The sequence below is a fragment of the Winogradskya consettensis genome, from assembly GCF_018332715.1.
GTDB classification, from domain to species: Bacteria; Actinomycetota; Actinomycetes; order Mycobacteriales; family Micromonosporaceae; genus Actinoplanes; species Actinoplanes consettensis.
In genome coordinates this window covers 144276-159146 of record NZ_BOQP01000035.1, presented here as the reverse complement: position 1 = coordinate 159146, position 14871 = coordinate 144276, and the positions used below count along the sequence as shown (strand labels likewise).

Sequence of the window (14871 nt, the reverse complement as noted above, 5' to 3'; positions counted from 1 at the left end):
CCTAAAGCCTCAGAGAGATGACTTGAGGAAAGTAGTGACGGCGGTCAGGAACTCTGTGGGGTGGGTGGCGTGGACGTCGTGGCCGGCTTCGATGGTGGTGAGGGTGGCGTGGGGCATTTGGGCGACCATGTCCGCGAGGAGGGTCTGCGGGATGGTGCTGGGGGTGCCGCCGCCGATGACCAGGGTGGGAGTGGGCAGGGTGCGGGTGTGCTCCCACCAGGCCGGGTCGGGGTTGCTGAGCTGGGCGAAGAGTGGGTTGACCGCGGCGAAGTCGAATGGTGTGGGCTCGTCCGGTGGGTCCAGGGGCTCGCGGTGCAGGACGTTCAGGCGGGGTGCGGCCACGTCCTCCAGGATCAGGTGGGTGAGGCGGCTCGGGTCGAGCTCGGCGAGCAGCAGTGCCGTGAGGCCACCCATCGAGTGGCCGATCATCACGCAGGGGCCGATGGCGTGGGTGTCGAGAAAGGCGAGGACGTCGTCCCGCATCAGTTCGAACGAGTAGGTGCCCGGGTGGGGGCTGGAGCCGTGACCCCGCAGGTCCACCGCCCACACGTAATGATCAGCTGCCAGGTCGGGGAGGACGTTCTCCCAATCGTGTGTTGATTCGCCGAGGCCGTGAAGGAGAAGCATGGGAGGGTTTGTCGGGTCGCCCGCTACGCGGTAGGCAAGGTCCACCCAAATGACGATAATCAATGGTGAGAGCCGGGTGGTCCCGCAGAATCAGCGTTGAGCGAAACCCCGGCGCGGTGCGAATTCGGGGAAGGCGAGGGCCAGCACTGCCAGGCCGCCGATGGCAACGACGGCGAGCCAGAGGGCCGGGTTGGTCGCCAGGCCCAGGAGGCACATCAGGGCCAGGACGCCGCTCAGGTCGCGAAGGTTCCGGCGGCAACCGAGCAGAGCACGCCACCCTGGGCGTACAGACGAATGGAATGCCAGAGCTGCGACCGCGAGCAGCATGAACAAGGCCGACCCCCATGCGAGCCCGGCCACGCCGAAGGCCGCACCGCTCAGCGCGACCAGTCCCAGACAGGCCGCCGCGAGAATGACCACCGGCGCGGATGAGCCGGTGCCGGCCTGCAGGAAACTGACGCAGAGGTTGAGCAGCCCGATCGCCAGGCCGAGGATCGCGGCATACGGCAGCCATTCACCGATCGCGGCGAACGTCGCCGGGAAGAGCGCCGAGCGTAATGCCGCCGGCAAGGTGATCATCGCGCCGGTCAGAAAAAGCCCCACCAATAAGTACGACCGGAGCGCGGCAGCCTTCGACAACGGCGACCCGAGCAACGGAAATGCCGCCGTCGCCACCGCGTTGGAGGCGAACAACGGGACCCGGCCCAGAGCTGATGCCGCCTGGTAAGCGGGAGCGCCGAGCACAGCGGCGAGCACGGTGTCGGTCGCCGCGATGACAGCGACGGCTCCTTGCAGGCGGGTCTGGCGCAGGGCGCCGCGCAGGAACGAGGTATGGGCCACTGCCGGGCGCCCGACGAGGTGGCGGTAGAGCGGCAGCGGGGTGAGCAGGACCAGGCTGCCCGCGACGAAACCCGCAAGTGCTCCGGCCGAACCGAGGTGCGCGACGAAGACGAGGGCCGTGCCGACCGCCACCTTGGTCACGGCCTCGAGGGCGAAGAGGGCGGCCATCCGGGACATGCGGGCGGTGCCCTGCAGGAAGCCCATGCTGGTCGAGCCCACCGACATGACCAGTGAGGCGAGGGCGACCACCACGGCTTCCCGGAACCCTGCGAAGGTGAGGACGAGACCGCCGATGACCACGGTCAGGATGCCGCCGAGGGCGAGGTTGGCCCAGAACGCGAACGTCGTCACCAGAAAACGGTCGGTTCCGGGCTGGGCGAGCTCGCGGGCGAGGATCCACGGGATGCCGGCCGCCGAGATGGTCGCTCGGACGAGAAGGAGGGCCTGGCCGCCGGCGAAGGCCGCGTATTCGGCCGGGGTCAGGCCGCGCGTGAGGAGCAGGGCGTACGCGTAGTTGACCAGGCCGGAGGCGGTGGTGGCGAGCATCAGCCAGCCCGCGCCGGTGCGGACGGGTGGGGCTTCGGCCAGTGTGGTCATCGTTTGGCCCAATGGCGGGCCCACTCCCGGCGACGGATCGTCACGTGCCATGCGTACATGGAGAGGGCGATGACACCCATCGTGCCGCCGGCGATCGTCAGGAAGAGGCGTGCTGACGCGTGGGGTGAGGCGGCCGGGCGGGTGTTGCCGCATTCGCGGAAGGCCGGGGTCGCGGTGGGCAGCGTCCAGAGTTCGATGCGTTCGTAGCGGCGGCTCGGGTACGACTGGACGAGCGTCCCGTAGGCGCGGACGAAACCGTCGAGCGTCGGGGAGCTCACGCCGTACCTCATCCTGCTGTCTTTCGGGGAGAGCAGGAAGAGCCGGATGCCGGACCGCAACGCCAAACCGCCGTCGGTGAACGACTCGACGTGGTTCCGGGGCAGCGCCGGCGCCCAGCGCAGGGCGTTCCCGGTGACGTTGACCGGTGCGCAGGACATGGTCCGGGTCAGGTAGGCGCCCATCCGCGAGGTGCCGTCGTCATGAACGAAGACGACGTTCAGGACCCACAACACAATGCCTGCCAACGCGACGACCACGATCGTCAGGCGGGGCGCGGGACCCCGGGCCAGGACGGTGAGCAGGACCGAGGCGGTCACCGAGTAGACCGAGAGCTGCTCGTTCGCCTGACCGACCAGGACGCAGTACGCGAGGAACCCGTAACTGAGCGCCCCGAACGCGACCAGCGAGGCATCCCGGGAGTTCAGCCGTCGCTTGTGGAACAGGCCGCCGCGCCACACGAGGACGAGCAGGCCCACGGCACCGGTCGCGAAGATGAGATAGCCGCCGGCGTACGTCCGGAACGTGTCCCCGAAGACCCCGGTGGCGGACACACCGGTCCGGTTGAGCCCGCTGACCTGCAGGAATCCGGCGAGCCGGCTGAGGCTGGTGTCGTGCTCGGACCACCACCAGCCGGCGGCGCCGTTCAGTGTCGCCCATACCGGGAACGTGGCCCAGATCAGTCCGCCGGCGAGGGCGGCGGCGGTCGCGCGGCGGAAGAACACCCAGTCCCGTTCGAGGACCGCGGCGAGCAGCGGCACCCCGACCGTGAACAGCAGCGGCTCCTTGACCAGCAACGCGATCCCGGAGGCGAGGCCCACGACACCGATGTAGGCGGGGCTGCCCGCGTCCCGCAGCCGCACCGCGAGATAGACGACCAGCAGCCCGGCGAAGGCCGCGGTCGGTTCGATCATCCCGGTACGCCCGAAGCGCAGCAGGAACCCGTCGAACGTGGCGAGCAGCATCGCCGCCCCGACCAGCCACGCGTTACGCGTGTAGCGCCTGGCCATGAGCCCGACCAGAGCGACGGTCAGCACGCTGAACAGCGCCCCGAGGTACCGCGCGGTGTAGAGCGCCTCGGTGATGCTGCTGTGTTCCGTGCCGGTGAGCAGCAACCACCCACCGAGCAGCAGGAAATGCAGCGGCGGGTGCACGGCGGTGGGTTCGCTGGTCCACGAGACCGAGTCGGCGGTGGCGACGTTCTGCCCGGCGATCGTGTACATGACCTCGTCGAGGTCGAAGTCGAGCCCGCCCCGCAGATTGATCAGGTACGCGGCGGCAGCGACCACGAGCCCGAGCGCGAAGACCATGGGCGTTCTGTCGCGTCTGGAAGCCGCAACGCGTGGCCGCGCCAGCACCAGCGTCATGACGTCTCCACCAGCTCGAGCTGACGCAGGATGAGCCCCGCAACCCGGTCATGCCCCCGATCGTTCAGATGAGCGCCGTCCTCCAGAAAATCCCCCGCCCCCACCGCATCCCACGTGGGCACATGGATGACGTCGGCCCGGCCCGAGGCGATCGTGCGCAGGATCTCGTCGTTGTCGCGCAACCGGGCGTTGGACCGAGGGAACGCCCGATCATCGACCCGCCACAACCCCACGAGGATCTTGGGTACGCCCGGCTCGAGCGAAGCCAGCAACGCCAGCAGATGATCCTCGAACTCCGGCGACGGCAACCGCTGGAACCCACCACCCATAACGATGAGCGCCCGCTTGACCAGCACCTTCGCGCCGGACACCACCCGCTGACGCCACCGGCGTGCCCGCTTGCGCGAGTAGTACGGCCGCGGCTCGAGCCCGTGCCAGCTCCGCGGCGCGAACCGGTCGAGCAGCCGCTGCAGCACCCGGCTCGGATGCACGAAACCCTCGGCGGCCCCGAACGCGACGATCACCGCGGTAGGCGCGAAGGCACGCAACCGCAGCAGCTCGTCGCCGCCGATCTCGTCGACGGTCTGCGTGGTGCGGGCCAGCGGCAGCAGGTCGGCACCGAGGCGGTCGGCGAGACGTACGGCATACGACCGCCCGTAGACACCGAGCCCCGCCGCGTGACTGTCGCCCAGGACGGCCAGTCTCATACTCTCCCCATCCCCGTGCCGACCCCGGCCTGGTGCTTGAAGTAGGTGCGCAGATCGGCGGCGCGCTGCCCCGCGACGCGTTTCCAGCCGAGCAGGTCAGCTGGGCGCGCCACCCAGATCCAGGTGGTCGGCGGTTCGGTGTCGACGCCGGCGCGTTGCAGCAGCGCGGTCGCGTCGCACTCGTCGTATCCGGCTAGCAGCAGGCGTACCCGCATGGATCCGGCGTCGGCGGGGTCCGGCAGGTCCCAGTCGACCTGGTCGACGTCGCTGAGCCGGGTGTAGTCGATCCGGGCGGCGAGGTGGACGGGCAGGTCGACCACCGTGGAGAGGTCGCAGATCTCGCGCTGGTCCGGGTTCGCGCGCCGGGCGTCCTCCCCGGCGAGCAGCCCGATCAGCCGGTCGGTGGTGGCGTCCCAGGTGAAGCGGCCGGCCCAGGCCCGGCACCGGCGGGCCCAGAGCGCCGCGACCGCCGTGTCCTCCAGCTCGATCAGCGCGGACGTGATCTGCCCGGCGAGGTGCTGCGGCCGGGCGACGACCCAGCCGGTGAGCTGGTTACGTACGCAGTCGCGCAGGCCGGGAGAGGCGAGTACCACCGCGGGTACGCCCAGGCTCATCGCCTCGGTCACCGCCAGCCCCCAGCCCTCGACCTCCGACGTGCAGACGGTCAGCCAGCCCGCGGCGAGCAGCCGGTTGCGATGGCTGTTCTCGAGACGTCCGTGCAGGGTGACGCGGTCCCCGATGCCGAGCTCGGCGATCAGTGCGGTCAGCTCCGCGCGGCACGGGCCGTCACCGACCAGGTGCAGCTCGACGTCGGGGATCAGCTCGGCGATCCGGGGCAGGGCACGCAGCAGCAGGTCCCAGCGTTTGTGCGGCGCAAGCCGGCCGACACAGACGATCCGGGGCACCTCGCTGCGGGTGGCACCGGGCACGAGCAGCGGTTCCTGGCCGTTGGCGGCGACATGCACAGGACCGATCAGACCCAGGACCTTGCGCACCTCGGTACGCGAGGACGGCGAGACAACCGCAATCGTGCGTACGCCATAGACGACCCGGTTACCGACCCGCTCGATCCACCGCCCGATCTGCGCCACCGGAAACCGGAAATGCTGATGGAACATTGCCTGGTGCACGTGATGGATGAGCACGACGACGGGGACCCGCCGGCCGACCGCCAGCGGCGAGAAGAACGGAATGCCGTTGCAGGCGTCCACAATGGCGTCGATGGCCCGGCGGTTCCGCAGCAACCACAGCAGCGCCAGCGGATAGACGGTGTACGCGTTGCCCATCCGCCGCACGGCCGCCCCTCGGACGTGGGTGCGCCGAGCCGCCCCGCGCGGACGGGACGTGACGATGGTGACGCGCTGACCGGCGTCGACCATCCGGGCGGTCACCTGGTGCATGTACTCCTCGGCGCCGCCGCCGTACGGATGGCTCCCGTCCTTGAAGTTGAGCCAGACGACGTGCTCTCCGGGCGTACCCCGATATCGACGTTTCACGAAGTTACCGCGACCTGACCAGCGTGGCGTCCACGGCGGTGGCCCGGCTGCTGCCGTGCGCGGCCATCCTGATCCCGGCGTGCCGCGGAATGTCACGCAGCCGGGGCACGAAACCCGCGTCGTCGGGCAGCTCGTCGCTGAAGAGCAGTTCCGCGACGGCCCGCTGGAGCACTGTGAGCCGTCGGCCGGCAGGCCCGAGACACACGATGTGCTGACCACCGTCGAGCACCCGGACCGCGTGGTCGAGCTCCCGGATCCGGCCGGCGAGATCCGGCGTCTCGGTGAAGACCACGAACCGGGCCCGGCTGGTACGAACTCCACGTAGCGCGGCGGCCCCCCAGCCGGACGCCGAGCAGCCGAGGATCCGCACCGGCACCAGCGTCCGGACCGCGAACTCGTCAACGGCCTCGATGGTCCGGTCGCTGGACCCCCGGTCGACGACCGCCACCCCGGCGGCCACGCCGAGCGCCAGCAGCCACGTCGTCGCGGCGGCCAGCTGCTCGCGGATCGCGTCCTCGCCGTTGCAGACCGCCAGGATCAGTTCCAGGTCGACCGTCAGCGCTCTGAGCTGGGATCTCTGCTCAACAAGAGGCTGTCGCATGCCTCAACATTGCGGCAGGAGGGGGCGGTGGGGCCCGGGAAACCCGGAGGGAACCACCTGACCGGTTGTTATCGCGGAACCGGGCGGCGTAGCCGGGAAGTGTGCGCCATAATTTGCGAGAAACGGCTGTGAAAACCTGACCGAGCCACTGACCCCGTAGCGGTTAGCTGCGCAGTGCCACAGCGCGTTGTCCCGCATACGGTCGATGTGTGGACTTCACCCTCACCACCATCCTGGTCACGCTCTGGTCGGTCTTCGGGCTCACCGCCGTGGCGATCCTGACCGTGCTCTGGCGGGGCCGCCGGTCGCCCGCCCCGCTGGCCGCTCCCGCCGGGGTGAGCGCGCCGGTGCCGCTGTCGGACGTCGACCTCGAGGACGTCCACCGCCGGTGGCTCGACGGCCTGGCGGAGACGAACACGTGGGACGAGCTGACCGACAGCGGCCGGCATCATCTGCCACCGGACCTGCTGAACCTGCCTACCTACCAGCTGGGTCCGGACCGGCTCGCGCGGGCCAAGGTGCAGGACCAGGACTTCACTTCGTGACGCCGATCGTGCTCTTGAGGTCGTTCCAGCCGTGTTTGGCGTTCCAGGTGCCGTCGTTGGCGACCCGGATGGCGTACGCCGAATTGATCGCATCGCCGTTGACCAGGGGAAGCTCCCCGCCCAGCACCTTCGCCGGATCGGGCAGGTTCAGGTAGAGGTCGTAGTCCGCGACGCCGGACGGCGCGGTGAACGTCGCCACCAGTTCGATCATCCGGCCCGGCGTCCACGTGGTGACGTCCGCCGGGATGGCGATCTTGATCCGCCCGCCGTTGCCCTTGAGCACGAGCTGGACCGGGCGGTTGCCGATCGGGGCGGCGTACCCGTCGTTGATCAGCTTGATCTTGACCGTACCGGTGGCTCCGGTGCGGAGCTTGGCCGGCGCGGTTGTCTGGACCAGCCGGAGCCGGTAGCCGAGGCGGCGGTTGGCCTCCGCCAGCCCGGATGCGCCCCAGGAGTTCAGGACGTCCTTGTGGTAGTCGGCGTTGAGATACGTGAAGTGGTACCGCGACAACTCCGCCGCGGCGTTCGGCCACTGGGTGCGGGGAACGTTCACCACACAGGTCTCCCCACCGATCAGCACCGAGTTGCCCTGAGCCGCGAGCCAGTCCCGGTCAGCGCTGGTCTTGTAGGTGCCGTAATCCTCGGTGCCGGCCAGGAAGCAGTCGTTGTGGATGCCCACCCGCTTCGCCTGCGGGGTGTTCGAGTCGGGCAGCAGCTTCTGCTTGATGGACGGATACCGCACCTGAACCGGGATCGCTGCGTTCGTGGCATCGAGCAACGTATTCAGGACAGCGCCCCTGGCCTGCCAGTCCGCGGCGCTGGGTGTCGCGGGCTTCGACTTGTCGGTCAGGAAGTTGTCCGAGTAGTACCACTCACCCCAGCGGCCGACGAAGCCCGCCTGGAGTGCTGCGATGACGGCCTTGTTCTCGTTCAGTATCGGCGCCAGCTGCCGGATGTGGCTCTGCACCAGGGCCAGCGGGGCATCCGCGCTGGACGACTCGCTGTAGGCGAACCGAGCGATGATCTTCACCCCGGCCTGCCGGGCGGCGACCAGGTCGCTGCGGATCAGCCCGAGATCGCGCGACGAGATGGTCTCCTTGGCGCGGTATCCGTCGAGATAGAAATACCGCAGGATCAGCGTCGCGCCAGTGCGGACCCGCTGGTCCGCGAGCTTGTCCGCATCGAGCGGATCGTATTTCGCCGGGTCGCCGGTCAGATGGGTCTCGGTGTACTTGAAGAATCCCCGGCCGGGGTTGGGGATGTCGGTGGTGGTGACGAGAAAATTGTTCACCGTCTCGTCGCTCGCCGCCAGGGCCGGCGCGGCCGGTAAGGCAACCGCGCAGGTCAGCGCGGTCACGACGGCGGCTACGGTCCCCAGAAATCGGTGTGCGCGCATAAAATCAACGTAAGCGGAAACCGGCACTGTCGAAGGCATGTTTTGAATCGCCAACCTGTAAATTCAGGCCCGGCCTATGCGCGGCGAAGGAGCACGCCGCGGCGCGGGGCGAGCGTGATGACAGCGGGCGCGGGATGCCCGGTCTCGTCGACGAGACCGGCGGGGACGTCCACCGTCACCGAGGGCCCGTTGACCGGCCCGATGTGGGTCGCGGCCCAGCCGAAGGTGAATTCGCGGTACCGGACGTGATCATGCTGTTCGATGCCCGTGAGCGGGTCACCCAGATCCCAGTCCAGCGCACCGATGGTCGGCGTCCCGCTGTACTGGTCGTGCCCGGTGGCGGTGAAGCTCGTCCCGTTGCGTCCGGCTCCGAAGACCCAGAACGCGGCGAGGCCGTACAGGACGTTGGGGTGGTCGTCCGTCCCGTCCGTGGCGATCCGCACGATGCAGATGCCCGGGCCCTGCAGGCAGTCCATCTGCGCGAGCACGTCCGCCGTGTCGAGGTGCTGGTCCGGCTCCCACGCCAGCCATACCTCCTCGTACCCGCCACCGTGCGCGGCGTGGCGCTGCCAGCGGCCGGGCTCGCGCCGTGACTCGGCGATGTTCGGCACCAGGATCTTGCCGATGCCGTTCAGCGCCCGGCCCGCGTCGACGACCAGGGTGTCGAGGGCGCCGCGTACGTCCTCGAGCTCCTTGCCACCGGCCAGCGGGAATTCCAGCGCGTAATAGTCGTCGTACACGTCATTGTCGGCCATCACGCCGTCCCACACACTGCCGCGCAGTTCGTCGACCACATTCATGATCCAACGTTCGCGGTATTCGGGCTCCCACACCGCCATCTGCCAATGCCGCGGATAGTTCTTCCATTCAATTCGGGAGAAACCGTCGGCGCGGTGCGCGAATAGGTGTTCCCCGACCGCGATCGCCTCGGGGTAACTCCAGCCCGACGTGAAGTACGGGCCGGGCTCGTAACTACGCGTGGACGACAGGCACTTGTAGACGAGCACCGTCATGTCCGGCCGGGCGCGCTTCAGCGCGGCCGCGGCCTCATGTTCCCAGGGCTGCAGGATGGCTGTTGCGTAGTGCTGGATGGCGAATTCGACCTGACCGGGCAGCAGTGGATCTCCGTAGCGAATCCACGCGCCGAAGCGCCGTTGCATCACGAACGTCTCTCCAATATTCATTTGCCGGGCGGACATCATGTGACCAACCCGGGCCCGGCGCAGCGGGAAACGACGGGTCATCCATTGAGCCGGGAGTTTCATCCGTTTGTTTCACCCGCCCGGGGGGATTCGCCCGGGGTTTCCAAGACCATCGTTTCCCATAGAGCGTGGCCGCGTTCCCCCACGGGAGGTTTTATGAGATCTTCGGGAATTCAGATACGTCACGTCGCCGGCGCCGTGCTGGCGCTATCACTGGTCGGCGCCGCCGCCGCTCTGCCCTGGAGCAGCGCCCGTCCGGCCCTGCTGGACGCGATCGTGCGCAACAGCACGGTCCAGTACACCGCTGTCGGCATAGCCGTGTTCATGGTGGCCGCACTGGTCCTGCGGCGCAGCCGGCTCTCCAGATCCGGTCTGGGTCTCGCGGGCGGACGCGGTGCCAGCCTGCTGCTGCACCTGTGGCCGGTCGTCACGCTGACCGCGGTGTACCCGACGGCCGCGGGACGGATGGCCGGGTACGACGTCGGCGGCATCCCGCTGACCGAGTTCCTGCTCGCGGTCGCGCTGGTGCTGCCCTGGCTGCTGCAGGGCGTCTGCATGCCGCTCTACCGGGCCATCGGCGACCTCTCGCACGACGGGAACCTGCCGGCCCTGCGGCGCGGCTTCGTCGCGGCGATCCCGGGCACGATCGTCCAGGCCATCCCGGCGGTGATCATCTCTGCCGTACCGCTGGCCTTCCTGCTGCACTGGTCGCCGGAGGCGATCCTCACGTTCATCGGGCTGCTCCTGCTGGACGTGCTGTTCGCCCAGTCGCTGGTGCTGGCCAACGTGACCCGGTCGCGGTCGGACTGGGTGATCGGCTGGTCCGCGTACGCCGTGGCGGTGCTGATCGCGCCGACCTGGTGGTGGCTGCCGCCGCTCGTCGGCCTGGTCACCCAGGTCATCCCGCTGTGGCGGTACCTGAAGGTGCGGCCGACCTGGTTGAACAACCGCACGGTCAGCGGCGACATCCTGCAGGGCCTGCTGCTCGGCGCCGTCATGTGGGGCGACAAGGTCTTCTACTTCTACGCCACCGGCGGTGACTTCCCGGTCGTCACGCTGTTCCTCGCGTCGCTGCCGGCGGTCATCGCGTACAACTTCTATTTCATCTGCCGTACGCCGGAGTTCGACGCGTCCGTGAAGAACCTGCACTCGGCGATGTCCTCGGAGCCCATGAACAGGCTGGGCTCGCACTCGAAAGCGGTGTACAGCACCGCTGCCCGGTCCATTCAGGACTCCGCGTTCGTGGGCGCCATCCTGGTCGGGCTGACCGCGATCCTGCTGTGGTCGACGACGCCGAGATACGCGGCGCTCATCGGCGGGATCACGGCCGCCTGCTGGCTGTGCACGGTCATCTCGATCGCCTGCTACAAGCTCGAGTACGTCGGCGAGCGCCGCACCAGCCGGGCCATCGGCGCGTTCCACCTGCTGGTCTGCGCGATCGCGTTCGCGAGCTCGCTGCCCGACGCGACGGCTTACCTCGTCCTGGTGGCCGGCGACACCTTTGCCCTGGTGGTGGCCCTGGTGCTGTTCCGCCGCGCCTGGCGTACCCCGGAACACACGTTGTTCTGGCGTCGCGCGCTCACCTGGTAACCCCACCCTTCGCTTCGACGGAAGATTCGAGGATGTTGGATGTCCCATCCCGCTGACCTAGCCATGGTGGATGTCGCGATCGTCATGGAGTCGACGTACCCGTACCTCAAGGGTGGCGTCTCAGCCGTGGTCCACGACATCGTGACGAGCAACTCCAGCCTCACGTTCGGCATCATCCACATCACGTGGGACTCGAACTCGCCGAGCAAGGACCTGTACGGCATGCCGGACAACATCGCGTGGGTCCACCCGATATATCTGAGCATGCAGGAGCACCGGGACGGCTTCATGGAGCTCAGCCCGGACGTGCTGAACATGAGCGGTCGCGAGCGCGCCACGCTCACCAAGCGGCTGTTCGACGCGCTCGCGGCCATCCCCAAGGGCGACATGGCCCCGATGTGGAAGCTGTTCGACGAGGGCATGAACCCGGGCACCCGCCGTTACCCGATCTGGGCGCTGCTCGGTGCCAAGGAATTCCAGCAGCAACTGCCGAAGCGGTTCCCCGCTCTCGACATGCCGCTGTCGGACGCGTTCTGGCTGATGCGTGAGTTCTTCTCCCTCTCGTACGCCCTGCTCGCCCACGAGATCCCCAAGGCCGACGTCTACCACGCCCACACCACGGGGTACGCCTCCCTGGTCAGCGCCGCCGCGGCCCGCCGGCACCACGCCCGGTTCCTGCTCACCGAGCACAACCTGTACGTCCGGGACACGGTGAACACGCTGCTGGCCCGCAACATGGCGCTCAAGCTGACCGGCGACGACTGGCGCACCTTCGACGTCACGCCGGTCCAGCGGGCGTGGATGTGCTGGTGGATCGAGATGGGCCGGTTCTGCTATCCGAGCGCCTCGCACATCACGTACCTCTACCCCGACGCGGTCGCCGATGCCCGCGCGCTGGGTGCCCCGAAGCACGACGCGGTGTTCTCGATCGTCCCGAACGGCATGACGATCAGCAACTTCGAGGACGCGTACCGGCAGCGGCTCGAGGCTCTGGAACGCATCCTCGCCGAGGGGCTGCGGGTGTGGCGGTTCGCGTACATCGCCCGGGTCGTACCCATCAAGGGCCTGTTCGAGTTCATCGACTCGGCCCGGATCCTGGTCGAGCGGGGCATCAAGAACTGGACCCTCGACATCCTGGGCCCGACCGACCACGCCCAGGACGGCTATCTCGAGAAGTGCCTCAGCAAGATCGAGGAGTACGGGCTGGAGGACCACTTCGTCTTCCGCGGCACGGTCAACGTCCCCGCCGTCATCGGCGACTTCGACCTGCTCGTGCTGCCCAGCTACAACGAGGGCCAGCCGATGGTCGTGCTCGAGGCCATGACCGCCGCCGTCCCGACCGTCGGCACCGAGGTCGGCGGCATGCGCCAGCTGATCGGCGACAAACTCGTGCACTCCACCGGCCGCAGCTGGGAAGCGTGCGGTGTCCTGGTCGACCCGGTCGACATCGTCGGCGGCATGGCCGACGCGCTGGAAACCGTCATCACCGACTTCGAGCAGTACGAGAGCCTCGCGCGCAACGCCCGCGGCCGGGTCGAGGACTTCTTCCAGCTGCACGAGGCCATGGCCCTCTACCACCACCTCTACCGGCGTCTCCAGCAGCCGCGGGCCCAGCAGAACCCGGCGGCCGCGGCCAAGCAGAAGGTGCCGATGCCGGTGGTCGTCATCCCGTCCGACCCCGTCGACCCGGCCGAGCCGGGCCAGACCCGGGGGGTCGCGAAGGTGCACCCGCGCCTGCTCATGAGCCGGCCCCTGACCCGATCGACGCAGCAGTACTACCGCGACTGAGGAGCACGCATGAACGTCCTTGTCACAGGTGGCGCCGGCTTCATCGGCTCTCACCTCTGCGCGGAACTGGTATCGCGTGGCGTCAAGGTGTCCGTCCTTGACGACCTGTCGACCGGACGGCTGGAAAACATCATCGACCTGCCGGTGACCATCCACATAGCCAGCGTCACCGACGTCCACGCCGTCGAGAAGGCGGTCGAGGGGGTCGACGCGATCGTCCACCTCGCGGCCGTGGCGTCGGTGCCACAATCCATCGAAGAGCCGATGCGTACGCACGAGGTGAACGTCAACGGCACGCTCAACGTCCTCGAAGCCGCCCGCGCCGTGGGCGCCCACGTGGTCGTCGCCAGTTCGGCAGCGGTCTACGGCAACCAGTCGGAGTCGGTCAACGCCGAGTCCACGCCGCCGCAGCCGTTGTCGCCGTACGCCACGAGCAAACTGGCCACGGAGGCGTACGCCACGACCTGGCAGGAAGCTTTCGGCCTGCCGACCCTGGCCCTGCGCTTCTTCAACGTCTTCGGCCCCCGCCAGCACCCGGGCGACGCCTACGCCGCGGTCATCCCCGCCTTCGTCGCCGCGGCGGTGGCCGGCGAGCCCCTGAAGATCTACGGCGACGGCGAGCAGACCCGCGACTTCATCCCGGTCTTCACGGTGGCCAGCCTGCTGGCAGACGCGGTCGCCCGCCGGGTCACCCACCCCCGCCCGGTCAACGTCGCCTTCGGCCGCCGCACCAGCCTCCTGCAGGTCGCCGATCTCCTGGAAGGCATCATCGAACGCCCCCTGCCCCGCGAATTCGCCCCGGTCCGAGCCGGCGACATCCGCAATTCCTCCGCCGACGACACCCTGCTCCGCAGCCTCTTTCCCGACCTGCGCCGCACGGGCCTGACCGAATCCCTGCGCCGCACGGTCTCCTGGTGGCGCTCGGCGGACGGCCGCGCACCGGCCCTGCTGGGACGATCGGCCGACGCCGCCTGAGAAAAATCGGATGATCGACGCAGAGTACGACGAAGCTCCCGACCAAAAGCCCCGTTCGCCTCTCGTGACCCTTCACCACAGGTCAAGGTGGTTCCAACCACCGAAAACCGTACGAGAGGGACCCAAGCAATGCGAAACACCTTGGCGAGATGCGCAGCCGCCGCGGCCACAGCCGTCCTGGCCGCCACCGCGATGCCGGCGGCGGCCGCCCAGGCAGCTCCCTCCGGCAGCATCACCAAGGCAGCGAACCTGCATCTGCTCGGCAGCGCCACCGTCGACGGCAGAACCATCAGACTCACCAGCGACACCAAACGCCAGGCGGGCGCAGCCTGGTACAAATCCAGGCTCAACCCGAAACTCTCCTTCGAGACCGCCTTCACCGTCACCATGACGGGCGAGATCGGTCACGCCGACGGAGTGGCCCTGGTGCTGCAGAACGACGGCCCGAAATCCTACGGCGGCCACGGCGGCAGCCTCGGCTACGGCGGCATGACCCACAGCGTCGCCGTCGAGCTCGACACCTTCAAGAACCCGCTCGACGTGGACAACAACCACATCGCCATCGTCACCGGCGGTCTCTCGGACGCCGCCCAGCCCATGTCGGCCCCATCCCCGATCATGATGTTCGGCCAGACGCTGCGGGTCCGGATCACCTACCTCGCCGAGACGAAGACCCTCAAGGTCAGGCTCAAGGCGGCGGGCAGCACGACCGAGATCAAGGTCCTGCAGAAAACGATCGACCTGGCCGAGGCCCTCGGGAACAAGAAGGCCTTCATCGGCTTCACCGGAGGCACCGGCGAGGACGTCTCGGTCCAGGAGATCAGCAACTGGGTGGTCAAGCTCAAACCCTGACGCTCGTCAGCC

At 68.5% G+C, this 14871-nt stretch carries 13 protein-coding genes; 5 read left to right on the top strand and 8 right to left on the bottom strand.

All coding sequences use genetic code 11. The features are described from left to right. Positions 1-9: 9 nt before the first annotated feature. From Aco04nite_RS30965 to Aco04nite_RS30940, 6 genes are all read right to left on the bottom strand, one after another. Complete coding sequence (locus Aco04nite_RS30965; protein ID WP_213000768.1) at positions 10-627, bottom strand: alpha/beta fold hydrolase; 618 nt, start codon at positions 625-627, stop codon at positions 10-12. A gap of 90 nt (positions 628-717) precedes the next feature. Then, complete coding sequence (locus Aco04nite_RS30960) at positions 718-2064, bottom strand: MATE family efflux transporter (RefSeq protein ID WP_213000767.1); 1347 nt, start codon at positions 2062-2064, stop codon at positions 718-720. Continuing rightward, positions 2061-3707 carry an ArnT family glycosyltransferase gene (locus tag Aco04nite_RS30955; RefSeq protein ID WP_213000766.1) on the bottom strand — a complete coding sequence of 549 codons (1647 nt, stop codon included), beginning with the start codon at positions 3705-3707 and terminating at the stop codon, positions 2061-2063. Before Aco04nite_RS30955 ends, Aco04nite_RS30960 begins: the two co-directional genes overlap by 4 nt. Continuing rightward, positions 3704-4414: an SGNH/GDSL hydrolase family protein gene (locus tag Aco04nite_RS30950; RefSeq protein WP_213000765.1), complete on the bottom strand. Its 711-nt coding sequence runs from the start codon at positions 4412-4414 to the stop codon at positions 3704-3706. The genes Aco04nite_RS30955 and Aco04nite_RS30950 overlap by 4 nt, the downstream gene beginning before the upstream one ends. After that, complete coding sequence (locus tag Aco04nite_RS30945) at positions 4411-5910, bottom strand: glycosyltransferase family 4 protein (RefSeq protein ID WP_213000764.1); 1500 nt, start codon at positions 5908-5910, stop codon at positions 4411-4413. Before Aco04nite_RS30945 ends, Aco04nite_RS30950 begins: the two co-directional genes overlap by 4 nt. A gap of 4 nt (positions 5911-5914) precedes the next feature. Beyond that, entirely contained in the window at positions 5915-6511 is a 597-nt protein-coding gene (locus Aco04nite_RS30940; RefSeq protein ID WP_213000763.1) for a glycosyltransferase family protein, read from the bottom strand. A gap of 209 nt (positions 6512-6720) precedes the next feature. On the opposite strand from Aco04nite_RS30940, the gene Aco04nite_RS30935 reads away from it, so the two are divergent. Next, positions 6721-7056 carry a hypothetical protein gene (locus Aco04nite_RS30935; RefSeq protein WP_213000762.1) on the top strand — a complete coding sequence of 112 codons (336 nt, stop codon included), beginning with the start codon at positions 6721-6723 and terminating at the stop codon, positions 7054-7056. Here Aco04nite_RS30935 and Aco04nite_RS30930 read toward each other — a convergent pair. Continuing rightward, positions 7046-8452 (bottom strand): DUF4832 domain-containing protein, encoded by a 1407-nt coding sequence (locus Aco04nite_RS30930; protein ID WP_213000761.1) that lies wholly within the window; start codon positions 8450-8452, stop codon positions 7046-7048. The genes Aco04nite_RS30935 and Aco04nite_RS30930 overlap by 11 nt on opposite strands. Positions 8453-8526: 74 nt before the next feature. After that, entirely contained in the window at positions 8527-9612 is a 1086-nt protein-coding gene (locus tag Aco04nite_RS30925) for a putative glycoside hydrolase (RefSeq protein WP_244876424.1), read from the bottom strand. A 198-nt stretch (positions 9613-9810) separates the two neighbouring features. On the opposite strand from Aco04nite_RS30925, the gene Aco04nite_RS30920 reads away from it, so the two are divergent. The 4 genes from Aco04nite_RS30920 (at position 9811) to Aco04nite_RS30905 (ending at position 14859) form a co-directional block, all read left to right on the top strand. Next, positions 9811-11244, top strand: a complete 1434-nt coding sequence (locus Aco04nite_RS30920; protein ID WP_213000759.1) for a hypothetical protein — start codon at positions 9811-9813, stop codon at positions 11242-11244. 39 nt (positions 11245-11283) lie between these two features. Then, on the top strand, positions 11284-13032 hold the full coding sequence (pelF, locus tag Aco04nite_RS30915; protein ID WP_213000758.1) for a GT4 family glycosyltransferase PelF: 1749 nt from the start codon (positions 11284-11286) through the stop codon (positions 13030-13032). A gap of 9 nt (positions 13033-13041) precedes the next feature. Next, positions 13042-14007, top strand: coding sequence for an NAD-dependent epimerase/dehydratase family protein (locus tag Aco04nite_RS30910; protein WP_213000757.1), 966 nt, complete (start codon positions 13042-13044; stop codon positions 14005-14007). Between the two features lie 129 nt (positions 14008-14136). Next, a complete protein-coding gene (locus Aco04nite_RS30905; protein WP_213000756.1) occupies positions 14137-14859 on the top strand; it encodes an L-type lectin-domain containing protein in 723 nt (240 codons plus the stop codon). Positions 14860-14871: the final 12 nt, after the last annotated feature.

Bases quoted from the DNA above. Each gene is read 5' to 3' on its own strand.
- Aco04nite_RS30965 (WP_213000768.1), bottom strand. From the start codon at position 627: ATGCTTCTCCTTCACGGCCTCGGCGAATCAACACACGATTGGGAGAAC.
- Aco04nite_RS30960 (WP_213000767.1), bottom strand. From the start codon at position 2,064: ATGACCACACTGGCCGAAGCCCCACCCGTCCGCACCGGCGCGGGCTGG.
- Aco04nite_RS30955 (WP_213000766.1), bottom strand. From the start codon at position 3,707: ATGACGCTGGTGCTGGCGCGGCCACGCGTTGCGGCTTCCAGACGCGAC.
- Aco04nite_RS30950 (WP_213000765.1), bottom strand. From the start codon at position 4,414: ATGAGACTGGCCGTCCTGGGCGACAGTCACGCGGCGGGGCTCGGTGTC.
- Aco04nite_RS30940 (WP_213000763.1), bottom strand. From the start codon at position 6,511: ATGCGACAGCCTCTTGTTGAGCAGAGATCCCAGCTCAGAGCGCTGACG.
- Aco04nite_RS30930 (WP_213000761.1), bottom strand. From the start codon at position 8,452: ATGCGCGCACACCGATTTCTGGGGACCGTAGCCGCCGTCGTGACCGCG.
- Aco04nite_RS30925 (WP_244876424.1), bottom strand. From the start codon at position 9,612: ATGCAACGGCGCTTCGGCGCGTGGATTCGCTACGGAGATCCACTGCTG.
- Aco04nite_RS30920 (WP_213000759.1), top strand. From the start codon at position 9,811: ATGAGATCTTCGGGAATTCAGATACGTCACGTCGCCGGCGCCGTGCTG.
- pelF (WP_213000758.1), top strand. From the start codon at position 11,284: ATGTCCCATCCCGCTGACCTAGCCATGGTGGATGTCGCGATCGTCATG.
- Aco04nite_RS30910 (WP_213000757.1), top strand. From the start codon at position 13,042: ATGAACGTCCTTGTCACAGGTGGCGCCGGCTTCATCGGCTCTCACCTC.
- Aco04nite_RS30905 (WP_213000756.1), top strand. From the start codon at position 14,137: ATGCGAAACACCTTGGCGAGATGCGCAGCCGCCGCGGCCACAGCCGTC.